Annotated in this window: 10 protein-coding genes; 9 read left to right on the top strand and 1 reads right to left on the bottom strand. The window is 59.7% G+C overall.

Translation table 11 applies throughout. The features are described 5' to 3' along the window. Nucleotides 1-210: 210 nt before the first annotated feature. Complete coding sequence (locus JQ848_RS21170) at nt 211-2,154, top strand: RecQ family ATP-dependent DNA helicase (RefSeq protein WP_202211131.1); 1,944 nt, start codon at nt 211-213, stop codon at nt 2,152-2,154. Nucleotides 2,155-2,219: 65 nt separating this feature from the next. Here JQ848_RS21170 and JQ848_RS21165 read toward each other — a convergent pair whose 3' ends face one another. Next, nucleotides 2,220-3,584 (bottom strand): formimidoylglutamate deiminase, encoded by a 1,365-nt coding sequence (locus JQ848_RS21165; protein WP_127195693.1) that lies wholly within the window; start codon nt 3,582-3,584, stop codon nt 2,220-2,222. Between the two features lie 145 nt (nt 3,585-3,729). Between JQ848_RS21165 and hutC the strand changes: the two genes are divergently transcribed. The 8 genes from hutC to hutG all read left to right on the top strand — a co-directional run bounded on the left by hutC (nt 3,730) and on the right by hutG (nt 13,802). Then, complete coding sequence (gene hutC / locus JQ848_RS21160; RefSeq protein ID WP_165439545.1) at nt 3,730-4,440, top strand: histidine utilization repressor; 711 nt, start codon at nt 3,730-3,732, stop codon at nt 4,438-4,440. Continuing rightward, on the top strand, nt 4,437-5,015 hold the full coding sequence (locus tag JQ848_RS21155) for a HutD/Ves family protein (protein ID WP_003438691.1): 579 nt from the start codon (nt 4,437-4,439) through the stop codon (nt 5,013-5,015). The genes hutC and JQ848_RS21155 overlap by 4 nt, the downstream gene beginning before the upstream one ends. Before the next feature lie 357 nt (nt 5,016-5,372). After that, nucleotides 5,373-7,070 carry a urocanate hydratase gene (gene hutU, locus JQ848_RS21150; protein ID WP_060781838.1) on the top strand — a complete coding sequence of 566 codons (1,698 nt, stop codon included), beginning with the start codon at nt 5,373-5,375 and terminating at the stop codon, nt 7,068-7,070. Nucleotides 7,071-7,210: 140 nt separating this feature from the next. Continuing rightward, nucleotides 7,211-8,680: a purine-cytosine permease family protein gene (locus JQ848_RS21145; protein WP_202211129.1), complete on the top strand. Its 1,470-nt coding sequence runs from the start codon at nt 7,211-7,213 to the stop codon at nt 8,678-8,680. A gap of 69 nt (nt 8,681-8,749) precedes the next feature. Next, complete coding sequence (gene hutH, locus JQ848_RS21140; protein ID WP_003438698.1) at nt 8,750-10,282, top strand: histidine ammonia-lyase; 1,533 nt, start codon at nt 8,750-8,752, stop codon at nt 10,280-10,282. Nucleotides 10,283-10,356: 74 nt separating this feature from the next. Continuing rightward, nucleotides 10,357-11,757: an amino acid permease gene (locus JQ848_RS21135; protein WP_010656302.1), complete on the top strand. Its 1,401-nt coding sequence runs from the start codon at nt 10,357-10,359 to the stop codon at nt 11,755-11,757. 27 nt (nt 11,758-11,784) lie between these two features. After that, nucleotides 11,785-12,990, top strand: coding sequence for an imidazolonepropionase (gene hutI, locus JQ848_RS21130; protein ID WP_003438703.1), 1,206 nt, complete (start codon nt 11,785-11,787; stop codon nt 12,988-12,990). Between the two features lie 11 nt (nt 12,991-13,001). After that, on the top strand, nt 13,002-13,802 hold the full coding sequence (gene hutG / locus JQ848_RS21125) for an N-formylglutamate deformylase (RefSeq protein ID WP_003438705.1): 801 nt from the start codon (nt 13,002-13,004) through the stop codon (nt 13,800-13,802). The last annotated feature ends 106 nt before the right edge of the window (nt 13,803-13,908 follow it).

Below are 13,908 nucleotides of genomic sequence, written 5' to 3'. Positions count from 1 at the left end.
GGTCCTTTTGTAGATAAATTCCATGGTTAATACCCGTGGTGTCGCTGCGTGCGGCAGGTCGGGTCAGGCGTGTTAATGTCTGTGGTTTTGTCCAGGCGTGCAGGTTTTCTCTGTATCAATTTGTGGCGTCAAGCCTGCTGCCTTTTCTCGATCGACTGCACGGCTCGGGTTAGAGTTTTGCGCTTTGCAGCGGTCAATGGAGTGACAGTTATGCACAACACCCTGGAACAGGTTTTCGGTTATCCACAGTTTCGTGACGGGCAAGAGGCGGCGATCAGTGCCGTGCTGGCCGGGCGTTCGGCGGCCGCGATTTTTCCGACGGGCTCGGGCAAGTCGCTGTGCTACCAGCTGCCGGCCTTGCTGCTGCCGCACCTGACGCTGGTGGTGTCGCCGCTGCTGGCGCTGATGCAGGACCAGTTGGCGTTTTTACAGCGCCATGGCATTGCCGCCGCCAGCATTGATTCGGCGCAAAGCCGTGATGACGCCAGTGCGGTCATGGCCCGGGCCAAAGCGGGCGAATTGAAGATCCTGATGATTTCGGTTGAGCGCCTGAAGAACGAGCGTTTTCGCAATTTTTTGCAGCAGGTGCCGATTTCGTTACTGGTTGTGGACGAGGCCCACTGTATATCCGAGTGGGGGCATAACTTTCGCCCGGACTACTTGAAGCTGCCGGACTACCAGCGTCAGTTCAACATCCCGCAAGCCTTGCTGCTCACGGCAACGGCCACGCCCAACGTGATTGCCGACATGCAGAGCAAATTCGCGATCGCCGAGGCGGATGTGATCACCACCGGTTTCTATCGCGCCAACCTCAACCTGTGGGTCGAGCCGGTCACCGGGGCCGCCAAGCGCCAGCGCCTGGTGCAATGGATGGGCGAGCGCAGCGGCCAGCCGAGCATTGTCTACGTCACCCTGCAAAAGACTGCGGAGCAGATCGCCGCGCATCTGAACCAGAACGGCATCAGCGCCAACGCTTATCACGCCGGTTTGCCCCACGATCAGCGCGAGGGCATTCAACGTCAGTTCATGGGCGGGCAATTGAATTGCATCGTGGCCACCATCGCCTTTGGCATGGGCATCGATAAAAGCGACATCCGCAACGTAGTGCATTTCGACTTGCCCAAGTCGATCGAAAACTACAGTCAGGAAATCGGTCGCGCCGGGCGTGATGGCCAGCCATCGGACTGCCTGGTTCTGGCCAATCGTGACAGTCTCAACGTGCTGGAAAATTTTGTGTACGGCGACACCCCCGAATTGCAGGGCATCCGCTGTGTGCTTGAAGAACTGCGTGCAGCCATCCCCGAAGGGCAGTGGGAATTCTTGCTGGGGCCCTTGGCCGATCAGAGCAATATTCGTCAGCTTCCGCTCAAGACCCTGCTGGTGCAGCTGGAATTGCGTGGCCTGATTGCTCCGCGCTATGCGTATTTTGCCGAGTACCGTTTCAAGTTCCTGATTGAGCCCGATGCACTGCTGGCCAGATTCGAGGGTGAGCGCCAGCAGTTTGTCTCGGCCATTATCCAGACCTCCAGCCGTGCCCGGACCTGGGCCACGGTCAATTTCGACACCCTGTACAGCCAGCATCAGGCCGACCGTAACCGGGTGGTCAAAGCGCTGGATTATTTCCAGGAAAAGGGCTGGATCGAGCTTGAAAGCAAACAGATGACCGAGGTTTACAGCCTGTTGCTGACAGAGTTTGACGTCGAGGCGCTGAGCCTGGAGCTGCATGAGTACTTCACAGCCCATGAGCGTGGCGAGATTGTGCGCATTCACGCCATGTTGGCATTGTTCGCCAGTGACACCTGCCTGAGCTATCGCCTGGCGCACTACTTCGGTGACGGGCGGGCACCGCAACAATGCGGGCATTGCTCGGTGTGTGCCGGGCAGGTCGCGCACTTGCCTGAACCCCCCGCGCTGGCGCCGCTTGTGGATAAAAACTTTGAAGCGCTGTGCGCTGCTTTTATCCACAGGCATCAGGAATTCACCGCAAGTTATCCCCCGCCGGAACGCCTGACCCGGTTTTTATGCGGGATCAGCGTGCCGTTGTTTACCAAAATGAAAGCCCGGGGGATTACCGGGTTTGCGGCATTGGAAAACTACCCCTATGCCGAGGTGCGGGAATGGGCCGCACAACATCAAGGCCCAGAGTCATTGTAGGAGCGAGCTGTCGGCGGTTGAAAGAGCTCGCGAGCAAGCTCGCTCCTACAGGCAACCTCGCTCCGTCAGCCCAACAGCTCGCGCAATACCCGGGTGAAGTCGCGGCAGCTGGCTTCTTCATCGGCGTGATGGCCGTCGCGGACCACCCACTGGCCATTCACCAGTACGTCGCGCACCTGGCGGTCGCCACCGGCAAACAACCAGCGATTGAGAATGGCGTCGTCCTGGGCAGTGGCCAGGTACGGGTCTTTGCCGTCGAGCACCAGCCAGTCTGCGCGCTGGCCTACGGCCAGACCTGCTACCGGCTGGCCCATCGCCTGGGCGCCGCCAGCCAGGGCCGCGTCGTACAGTGTGCGCCCGACCATGGGCTGATCGCTGCGATACAGCCGGTTGCGGCGTTGGTCACGCAAGCGCTGGCCGTATTCCAGCCAGCGCAACTCTTCGACCACACTCAATGACACGTGGCTGTCCGAGCCAATCCCCAGGCGACCGCCCCGGGCCAGGTAATCCACCGCCGGAAAGATCCCGTCACCCAGGTTGGCTTCAGTGGTCAGGCACAAACCAGCCACCGCTTTGCTTTGTGCCATCAGACGTACTTCATCCGCATCGGCATGGGTGGCGTGTACCAGGCACCAGCGCTGGTCAACCTCGACGTTGTCATACAGCCACTGGATAGGGCGCTTGCCGCTCCAGACCAGGCAGTCGTCGACTTCCTTTTGCTGCTCGGCGATATGGATATGCACCGGGCAGGTGGTGTCGCTGGCAGCCAGTACATCGTGGATCTGTTGCGGGGTCACGGCGCGCAACGAGTGGAAACACAGGCCCAGGTTCTGGGCCGGTTGTTGTGCCAGCAGCGGCTTTAACTGTTGCTGAAGTTGCAGGTATTGCTCGGTGCTGTTGATAAAGCGTCGCTGACCCTCATTGGGCGCCTGGCCGCCGAAACCGGCGTGGCTGTACAGCACAGGGAGCAGGGTCAGGCCAATCCCGCTCGAACGGGCCGCTTCGCTGATGCGTAGTGCCAGCTCTGCCGGGTTGGCATAGGGCTGGCCCGTGAGGTCATGGTGAACGTAATGAAACTCGGCAACCGAGGTGTAGCCGGCCTTGAGCATTTCTATATACAGCTGCCGGGCAATGACGCCGAGCTGTTCGGGGCTGATTTTGCCGACCAGCCGATACATCAGGTCGCGCCAGGTCCAGAAACTGTCATCGGGATTGCCCGCGACTTCGGCCAGCCCGGCCATGGCGCGCTGGAACGCGTGCGAGTGCAGGTTCGGCATGCCCGGCAGCAGCGGGCCACTCAAGCGTTCGGCGCCGTGGGCGTCGGCATTGGCCTGGATGCGGGTCAGGCGGCCATCGGCACCCACCTCGATTCGGACATTGGTCGCCCAGCCTGTAGGTAACAGCGCACGCTCGGCAAAGAAGACGGACATTGGTTCGGCATCCCATGGCTTGTTATTTGTATATACATATACAGACGTTTGCCTGCTCGGTAAACTCCGGCAATCTAAGCCCCTAACTCATAAACAAGGATTGCCTGTGTCGACTCCGCCTGTCGTGTCCCCGCTGGCCGCCCACATGGGCGATAGCCCGGCCCCGCTATACGCCCGTGTAAAGCAGATGATCACCCAGCAAATCCAGAGCGGGAACTGGCCTCCGCATTACCGCGTGCCCTCTGAAAGCGAACTGGTCAGCCAGTTGGGCTTCAGCCGCATGACCATCAACCGTGCGCTGCGTGAAATGACCGCCGACGGCCTGCTGGTGCGTATGCAAGGTGTCGGCACCTTTGTCGCCGAGCCCAAAACCCAGTCGGCCTTGTTTGAAGTGAATAACATTGCCGATGAAATCGCCGCTCGCGGGCACCGGCACTCCTGCAAGGTGATCAGCCTGGGTGAAGAGCTTGCCGGTTCAGAGCGCGCGGCCGTACTCGACATGCGCGAAGGGCAGAAGGTGTTTCACTCATTGATCGTGCATTACGAAAACGAAATTGCCGTGCAAATTGAGGACCGTTTCGTCAATGCCCAGGTGGCGCCGGACTACTTGAAGCAAGACTTCACTTTGCAAACGCCCTACGCCTACCTGTCCCAGGTCGCACCCCTGACCGAGGGTGAGCACATTGTCGAAGCGATTCTGGCTGACTCCCAAGAGTGCAAACTGCTGCAAATCGAACCCGGCGAACCCTGCTTGCTGATCCGCCGTCGCACCTGGTCCGGGCGTCAGCCTGTTACCGCCGCCCGGTTGATCCACCCCGGTTCCCGCCATCGCCTGGAAGGACGCTTCAGTAAATGAATGAATTGAAAGTTTTACGCGCTGTTGATTACCCGCGCATGCCGTGGAAAAACGGCGGCGGCAGCACCGAAGAAATTACCCGTGACGCCGGGGAAGGCCTTGAAGGTTTCGGCTGGCGCCTGTCGATTGCCGATATTGGTGAGTCGGGCGGATTTTCCCGCTTCGATGGCTATCAGCGAATTATCAGCGTGCTGCAAGGCGCGGGCATGAACCTGCAGGTCGATGGCGCCAGCACCCGGGCCCTGCTGCCGTTCGATGCCTATGCATTCAAAGGTGACAGCGCGGTCAGTTGCACCTTGATTGACGGACCAATCCGCGACTTCAACCTGATCTACGCCCCGGATCGTTACAGTGCGCGCCTGCAGTGGCTGGACGCGGTAACACCGCAGCGTTTCTTCAGCTCGGCCCGGACCCTGCTGGTTTTCGCTGTCGATGAGCAAGTCCATGTCTGCCCGGGTAACACTCAGCAGCAACATCTGGGGCGTTATGACTGCCTGCAGCTGAACGACAACAGTGAACTGCTGGAAATCACGGTAACCGGCCGCTGTTGTGTGATTGAGTTGAGCGGGATCTAAGCCGCACATACGCCTCTGTAGGAGCGAGCTTGCTCGCGAGCTCTTGAATGCGGCCACCAAGAGCTCGCTCCTGCAAGGTTTGAGTCATTGCTGCGCCCCATCTTGTTACCGAACGCCCCAAAAAGACGCAAAACCCCCGCTTCAGTAACATCCCTGCGCTTTGCCCTTTACTCCCTGCAAAAAATCCTTCATCCCTCATCGCCTTGATTTTCGTGCCTTGCAGCTTCGAATACTTAAATTTCACGGGCTGATATCGCACCTTGGCCGCTTACTTGCATATGCTTGTATGTACAAGTACATAAGTGTGCGTCGATCCTCTTGTCCCCGACGCATCTGCCCATCGCTGAGGAGTTACCCGTGACTTCAACTACCCCTAAATCGCCAGCTGCGTTTACCCGTCATCGTGATGGTGAAATCCGCGCCGCCCGCGGTACCCAGCTCACTGCCAAAAGCTGGATGACCGAAGCTCCGCTGCGGATGTTGATGAACAACCTCGACCCGCAAGTGGCCGAGAACCCGACCGAACTGGTGGTATATGGCGGTATTGGGCGTGCAGCGCGTAACTGGGAGTGCTACGACAAAATCGTCGAAAGCCTGACCAACCTCAACGACGACGAAACCCTGCTGGTGCAGTCGGGCAAGCCGGTCGGCGTGTTCAAGACCCACAGCAACGCGCCGCGGGTACTGATCGCCAACTCCAATCTGGTACCGCACTGGGCCACCTGGGAACACTTCAACGAACTCGACGCCAAAGGCCTGGCCATGTACGGCCAGATGACCGCCGGCAGCTGGATCTACATCGGCAGCCAGGGCATCGTGCAAGGCACCTACGAAACCTTCGTCGAAGCCGGCCGTCAGCATTACAACGGCAGCCTTAAAGGCAAGTGGGTACTGACCGCAGGCCTGGGCGGCATGGGTGGTGCGCAGCCACTGGCCGCGACCCTGGCGGGTGCCTGCTCGTTGAACATCGAATGCCAGCAGAGCCGCATCGACTTCCGTCTGGCCACCCGCTATGTCGACGAGCAAGCCGTCGACCTGGACGACGCCTTGGTCCGTATCGCGAAATACACCGCTGAAGGCAAGGCCATCTCCATAGCCCTGTGCGGGAATGCTGCCGAACTGCTGCCCGAAATGGTCCGTCGTGGTGTGCGCCCGGACATGGTCACCGACCAGACCAGCGCCCACGATCCGCTCAATGGCTACCTGCCAAAAGGCTGGACCTGGGAACAGTACCGCGACCGCGCCGTGACCGATCCGGCTGCCGTGGTCAAAGCCGCCAAGGCTTCGATGGGCGAACACGTTGAAGCCATGCTGGCGTTCCAGAAGGCCGGCATTCCAACCTTCGACTACGGCAACAACATTCGTCAAATGGCCAAAGAAGTCGGCGTTGAAAACGCCTTCGACTTCCCGGGATTCGTACCGGCCTATATACGTCCACTGTTCTGCCGCGGTGTAGGCCCGTTCCGTTGGGTTGCTCTGTCTGGCGATGCAGAAGACATCTACAAGACCGATGCCAAGGTCAAAGAGCTGATCGCCGACGACGCGCATCTGCATAACTGGCTGGACATGGCACGCGAACGCATCAGCTTCCAGGGTCTGCCGGCGCGTATCTGCTGGGTTGGCCTGGGCCAGCGCGCCAAGCTGGGCCTGGCGTTCAACGAAATGGTGCGTAGCGGCGAGCTGAAAGCGCCGATCGTGATCGGCCGCGATCACCTGGACTCCGGTTCGGTGTCGAGCCCGAACCGCGAAACCGAATCGATGAAAGATGGCTCGGATGCCGTATCCGACTGGCCACTGCTCAACGCCTTGCTCAACACCGCCAGTGGCGCGACCTGGGTGTCCTTGCACCACGGCGGCGGCGTAGGCATGGGCTTCTCGCAGCACTCGGGCATGGTGATTGTGTGTGATGGCACCGACGAAGCCGCTGAGCGCATTGCCCGCGTGTTGCACAACGACCCGGCCACCGGCGTGATGCGCCATGCCGATGCCGGCTACGACATCGCCATCGACTGCGCCAACGAACAGGGCCTGAACCTGCCGATGATCAACGGCTGATCCGGCTGGCAGCAAAAAATGTGGGCGCTGGCTTGCCAGCGATCAGAGCACCTCGCAATGACTGATGCAGTGAGGTGTTTGCATCGCTGGCGAGCCAAATTCAGAGCACATCCCGTTTTCCTTTATTTGAGGTGGGGCACATGGCTGTTAATGATGATCGTGCAGGCGCAACACCGCTGATCGAAAAACGCTCGATCGACTACATTCCCGAGTCCGAGCGTCATGGTCGGCTCATCAGTCAATTCACTTTGTGGCTGGGAGCCAACCTGCAGATCACGGCGATTGTGACGGGCGCGCTGGCCGTGGTGCTGGGCGGCGAGGTGTTCTGGTCGCTGATCGGCCTGTTTGTCGGGCAATTGCTCGGTGGCGCGGTAATGGCGCTGCACGGTGCCCAGGGTCCGCAACTGGGTTTGCCGCAGATGATCTCCAGCCGTGTGCAGTTCGGGGTGTATGGCGCGGTGGTGCCGCTGGTGCTGGTGTGCCTGATGTATATCGGGTTTTCGGCCAGCGGCTCGCTGCTGGCCGGTCAAGCGATTGCCCAGTTGCTGCATGTTGAAGACTGGATCGGCATTGTCGCCTTTGCCGGTTTTATCGTGATCCTGACCATCTTCGGTTACCGGGTGATTCACGGCATTGGCCGGATCGCCAGTGTGCTGGGGGTGATTGCCTTCATCTATCTGTTCTACAAACTGCTGGCCGGCAATGACATTGGCGCGCTGTTGGCCAACAAGCATTTCTCCATCAGCAGCTTTTTGCTGGCGATCTCGCTGTCCGCCTCGTGGCAAATTGCGTTTGGCCCCTATGTGGCGGATTACTCGCGCTACCTGCCGAGCAAAACTTCACCGGTCAAAACCTTTTGGGCGATCAGTCTGGGTTCCGTCATTGGTGCCCAGATTGCCATGGTGTTCGGCGTTCTGGCTGCCGCTCTGGCGGGCTCGCAATTCGCCCACCACGAAGTGTCGTTCATTGTCGGACTGGGCGGCACCGGCATTGTGGCGGCGTTGCTGTATTTCGCCGTGGCCTTCGGCAAGGTGACGATCACCACGCTCAATGCCTACGGCAGTTTCATGTCCATCGCCACCATCGTCAGCGGCTTTCGCGGCAGCCGGCGGATTCCCGGTGGCGTGCGCCTGCTCTACATCCTGGTGATGGTCGCCATGGCCACCACCCTGGCTCTGTTGGGCAAAGACTCGTTCCTCAAGGATTTCTCCGCTTTTATCCTGTTCCTGCTGGCGTTTTTTACGCCCTGGAGCGCGATCAACCTGGTGGATTTCTACTGCATTACCAAAGAACGCTACGACATCCCGGCGCTGTCCAACCCCGAGGGTCGATATGGCCGCTGGAACCGGGTTGGCTTGAGCGTCTATGTGTTTGGCGTGCTGATTCAAATGCCTTTTATGTCGACCCATTTTTATACCGGCCCGCTGGTGGATAGCCTGGGCGGCACCGATATCTCCTGGATCATCGGTCTGGTCGTGCCTGCAGCCCTGTATTACTGGGCTGCAAGGAAGTGGGCGCGGCCGGTTCCCGAGCACCTGATTTTACCGGCCCAAACCCATGCGCCCGCCCATACGGCAGCTGTGCTGCCCGTAGTGCCGGCGACGATTTAGCCTGCAAACATCAATTTGAAAAAGCCCGCAGTGACTGGCAGCCAACAAGAATTTCAAAGGAGCATTAATGTGAACCGTTTAAACCTGATCCCCGGTCAACTGAGCCTTGCCCAACTGCGTGACATTTATCAGCAGCCGGTAACCCTCAGTCTGGACGAAAGCGCTTCGGCGCAGATTGATGCCAGCGTGGCCTGCGTCGAGCAAATCCTTGCCGAGAACCGCACCACCTATGGCATCAATACCGGTTTTGGTTTGTTGGCTTCGACAAAAATTGCCAGCGAAGACCTGGAAAACCTCCAGCGTTCGCTGGTGCTGTCCCATGCGGCCGGTATCGGCGAGCCGTTGAGCGATGACATGGTGCGCCTGATCATGGTGCTCAAGGTCAACAGCCTGAGCCGTGGTTTCTCCGGTATTCGCCGCGTAGTGATCGACGCCTTGATCGCCTTGATCAATGCCCAGGTTTATCCGCACATCCCGCTAAAAGGCTCGGTGGGTGCATCGGGCGATCTGGCGCCTTTGGCCCATATGTCCCTGGTGCTGCTGGGCGAAGGCAAGGCGCGCTACAAAGGTCAATGGCTGGATGCCGTTGCGGCCTTGAAGCAGGCCGGCCTTGAGCCGCTGACCCTGGCGGCCAAGGAAGGGCTGGCCTTGCTCAACGGCACTCAGGTGTCGACTGCCTACGCGCTGCGCGGCCTGTTTGAAGGTGAAGACCTGTTTGCCGCCGCCATGGCCTGCGGCGGCCTGACGGTGGAAGCAGTACTGGGTTCGCGCTCGCCGTTCGACCCGCGCATTCATGCCGCACGTGGCCAGCGCGGGCAAATCGACGCCGCTGCGATCTACCGTGATCTGCTGGGCACCAGCAGCGAAGTGTCCGAGTCGCACAAAAACTGCGACAAGGTGCAAGACCCGTACTCCCTGCGTTGCCAGCCACAAGTGATGGGTGCCTGCCTGACCCAGTTCCGCCAGGCCGCCGAAGTGCTGGGCATTGAGGCCAACGCCGTATCGGACAACCCGCTGGTGTTTGCCGAGCAGGGCGACGTGATCTCGGGCGGCAACTTCCACGCCGAGCCGGTTGCCATGGCGGCCGACAACATGGCCCTGGCCATTGCAGAAATCGGTTCGCTGAGCGAGCGCCGTATCTCGTTGATGATGGACAAGCACATGTCGCAACTGCCGCCGTTCCTGGTGGCCAATGGCGGCGTCAACTCCGGCTTCATGATCGCTCAGGTGACGGCTGCGGCCCTGGCCAGCGAGAACAAGGCACTGGCCCATCCCCATAGCGTCGACAGCATTCCCACCTCGGCCAACCAGGAAGACCACGTCTCGATGGCTCCGGCTGCAGGCAAGCGTCTGTGGGAAATGGCCGAGAACACCCGTGGCGTGCTGGCGGTCGAGTGGCTGGCGGCGTGCCAGGGGCTTGATCTGCGTGATGGCCTGAAAACCTCGGTCAAGCTTGAAATTGCCCGTACCACTTTGCGTAGCAAGGTCGCATTCTACGAAAAAGACCGCTTCTTCGCCCCGGATATCGAAGCCGCCATGCAGTTGCTGGCCTCGCGCTGTCTGAATGAGCTGGTGCCTGCCAACGTTCTTCCAAGCCTGTAACCCAAAAAACGCAGAGCGCTCGTTGAGCGCTCTGCGTATCTGTTTTCGCCGACAAAAATAACTAGGGACGCGAAATGCAAAGTCAAACTCAAGGTTTGAAGCGCGGGCTATCGGCCCGTCACATCCGTTTTATGGCGCTGGGTTCAGCGATCGGAACGGGTCTTTTTTATGGTTCAGCCGCTGCCATCCAAATGGCTGGACCTGCTGTGCTGCTGGCGTACCTGATTGGTGGCGCCGCGGTCTTCATGGTGATGCGCGCACTGGGGGAAATGGCCGTGCGCGATCCGGTGTCCGGCTCGTTCGGTCATTACGCCAGTACCTACCTGGGGCCGATGTCCGGCTTTATCCTCGGCTGGACCTATGCCTTCGAGATGATCATCGTGTGTCTGGCCGATATCACCGCCTTCGGTATCTATATGGGCTTCTGGTTTCCCGAAGTGGCGCGCTGGATCTGGGTGCTGGGCATCGTGCTGCTGATCGGCGGGTTGAATTTGTGCAGCGTCAAAGTCTTCGGTGAAATGGAGTTCTGGCTGTCGCTGCTCAAAGTTGCCGCCATTGTGGCAATGATTCTGGGCGGTTTCGGCATCATGCTGTTTGGCATCGGAACCTCCAGCACGGACGCAGCCGCAACCGGGATCAGCAATCTCTGGGCCTATGGCGGCTTTATGCCCAACGGCATCGGCGGTTTGATCGCTTCGTTTGCAGTGGTGATGTTTGCGTTTGGCGGCATTGAAATTATCGGCATCACTGCCGGCGAAGCCAAAGACCCGCAGCGCGTCATTCCCAAGGCAATCAACGCAGTCCCGTTGCGGATTTTGCTGTTCTACGTGCTGACCCTGTTTGTGCTGATGGCCATTTACCCATGGACCCAGATTGGCAGCCAGGGCAGTCCGTTTGTGCAGATTTTCGACAGCCTGGGCATCAGCTCGGCGGCTACCATCCTCAACATCGTGGTGATTTCGGCAGCCGTGTCGGCAATCAACAGCGACATCTTCGGCGCAGGCCGCATGATGTTCGGTCTGGCCCAGCAGGGGCAGGCGCCTAAAGGCTTTGCCAAAATCTCCCGTCACGGTGTGCCGTGGATGACCGTTCTGGTCATGGGGGTCACACTTTTGGCCGGGGTGCTGCTTAACTACCTGATCCCGGAAAACATCTTCCTGGTTATCGCCTCGATTGCGACCTTCGCCACCGTGTGGGTATGGTTGATGATTCTGGTGACCCAGGTAGCCATGCGCCGCTCCATGACCCGTGAACAAGTGGCCGAGCTCAAGTTTCCGGTGCCGTTCTGGCCCTATGCACCCATTGCCGCCATCGTGTTCATGGTGTTTATCTTCGGCGTGCTGGGCTACTTCCCTGAAACTCAGGCGGCGTTGATGGTGGGTGCGGTCTGGATTGTGCTGTTGGTGGTGGCTTACCTGCTGTGGGTAAAACCGGCTGCCGGCGCTGCGGTTGAAGAAGCTCCCGAGCTTTCCTGAGTTTTTGATCATTGACGGAGTGAGCGAATGAAAACCCTGTGGCAACACTGCAATGTCGCGACCATGGCCAATGGCACGTACTCAATCATCGAGGATGCGGCCATCGTGACCCGTGAGGGTTTCATTGAGTGGATCGGCCCGCGTCTGCAATTGCCAGTGGGCGAGTACGCCCGGACCGAAGAACTGCAAGGCGCCTGGGTCACCCCGGGGCTGATCGATTGCCACACGCATACGGTCTTTGGCGGTAACCGCAGCGGCGAGTTCGAGCAGCGCCTGCAAGGTGTGAGCTATGCCGAAATCGCCGCCGCCGGTGGTGGCATTGCCAGTACCGTGCGGGCGACCCGTGCTGCCAGTGAAGATGAGTTGTTTGCCAGTGCCCGTCAGCGTCTGACCTGTCTGTTGCGAGACGGTGTGACCAGCGTCGAGATCAAGTCCGGTTACGGCCTGAGCCTTGAGAGCGAACGCAAAATCCTGCGGGTGATTCGTCGCCTCGGCCAGGAGTTGCCGGTGACGGTGCGCAGCACCTGTCTGGCGGCCCACGCCTTGCCGCCGGAATACAAAGACCGGGCTGATGACTACATCGAGCATATCTGCAGCGAAATGCTCCCGGCGCTGGCAGCTGAAGGGCTGGTGGATGCGGTGGATGCGTTCTGCGAATACCTGGCGTTTTCCCCTGAACAGGTGGAGCGGGTGTTCAAGGTGGCGCAGGCGCTGGAGTTGCCGGTCAAGCTGCATGCCGAGCAACTGTCGTCCTTGCACGGTTCCAGTCTGGCGGCACGCTATCAGGCGCTGTCGGCGGATCATCTGGAGTTCATGACCGAAGACGACGCCATCGCCATGGCCAAATCGGGCACTGTGGCGGTGCTGTTGCCGGGTGCGTTCTATTTCCTGCGCGAAACTCAACTGCCGCCCATGGATGCCTTGCGCAAACACGGGGTTAAAATCGCCATCGCCAGCGACCTCAACCCCGGCACGTCGCCAGGTCTGTCGCTGCGCCTGATGCTGAACATGGCCTGCACACTGTTCCGCATGACCCCTGAAGAAGCTCTGGCCGGGGTTACACAGCACGCTGCAACGGCATTGGGCATGGGCCAGACCCACGGTTCGCTGGAACCGGGCAAAGTGGCCGATTTTGTGGCCTGGAACATCGATCGGCCGGCAGACCTGGCCTATTGGCTGGGTGGTGATCTGGATAAACGCGTCGTGCGCAATGGCGCCGACGTTGAGCTTTAGGAGAAACGCTTGTGGATAAGGTTCTGACATTCAAACAGGGTCGCGTGCCATTGCTGATCAGCATGCCCCACGCCGGCCTGAAGCTGACCCCGGCCGTTAAAGCCGGTCTGATTCCCGAAGCACAAAGCCTGCCGGATACCGACTGGCATATCCCGCAGCTTTACGACTTTGCTGCCGATCTGGGGGCCAGCACCCTGGCGGCCGAGTATTCGCGCTTTGTGATTGACCTCAATCGCCCCGAAGACGATGCGCCGATGTACGTGGGGGCAACCACCGGTCTGTTCCCGGCCACGCTGTTCGACGGAGTACCCTTGTTTCGCGAGGGGCAGGTGCCGTCGGCGGCAGAACGGGCGACCTATCTGGAGCACATCTGGAAGCCTTACCACCAGACCTTGCAGCAGGAGCTCAAGCGCCTCAAGGATGAGTTTGGCTATGCGCTGCTGTTCGACGCGCACTCGATCCGCTCCCAGGTGCCGCACCTGTTTGACGGTCGCCTGCCGGACTTCAACCTGGGGACCTTCAATGGCGCCAGTTGCGACCCGGCCCTGGCCAGCGATCTGCAAGCGATCTGCGCCGAGCATCCGGCCTACAGTCACGTGCTGAACGGGCGCTTCAAGGGCGGCCACATCACCCGTCATTACGGTAGCCCTGTGGATAACATCCACGCCGTGCAGCTGGAGCTGGCGCAGAGCACCTACATGGAAGAGTTCGAGCCGTTCAAATATCGCCAGGATCTGGCAGCGCCGACTCAGGAAGTGCTCAAGCAATTGCTGGCGCGGATTATCCAGTGGGGCCAGCAGCGCTACGCTTGACCTGAACCCTGCAGGAGCGAGCTTGCCAATGGATGGAAAAGCTCGCTGCTGCGAGTTTTTCGGCGTATTCATCTGCGCATGCTCATTCCAGCAATCGGGTTTATGA

It is taken from the genome of Pseudomonas paraversuta (genome assembly GCF_904067025.1).
GTDB lineage: Bacteria > Pseudomonadota > Gammaproteobacteria > Pseudomonadales > Pseudomonadaceae > Aquipseudomonas > Aquipseudomonas paraversuta.
Note: the sequence above shows the minus strand (reverse complement) of the source record. Positions and strands in the feature narration are given on the sequence as shown.

Excerpts from the sequence above, each read along its gene's own strand:
- hutI (WP_003438703.1), top strand. The coding sequence starts at position 11,785 with ATGAAAACCCTGTGGCAACACTGCAATGTCGCGACCATGGCCAATGGC.
- JQ848_RS21165 (WP_127195693.1), bottom strand. The coding sequence starts at position 3,584 with ATGTCCGTCTTCTTTGCCGAGCGTGCGCTGTTACCTACAGGCTGGGCG.
- JQ848_RS21155 (WP_003438691.1), top strand. The coding sequence starts at position 4,437 with ATGAATGAATTGAAAGTTTTACGCGCTGTTGATTACCCGCGCATGCCG.
- JQ848_RS21145 (WP_202211129.1), top strand. The coding sequence starts at position 7,211 with ATGGCTGTTAATGATGATCGTGCAGGCGCAACACCGCTGATCGAAAAA.
- hutC (WP_165439545.1), top strand. The coding sequence starts at position 3,730 with ATGGGCGATAGCCCGGCCCCGCTATACGCCCGTGTAAAGCAGATGATC.
- JQ848_RS21135 (WP_010656302.1), top strand. The coding sequence starts at position 10,357 with ATGCAAAGTCAAACTCAAGGTTTGAAGCGCGGGCTATCGGCCCGTCAC.
- JQ848_RS21170 (WP_202211131.1), top strand. The coding sequence starts at position 211 with ATGCACAACACCCTGGAACAGGTTTTCGGTTATCCACAGTTTCGTGAC.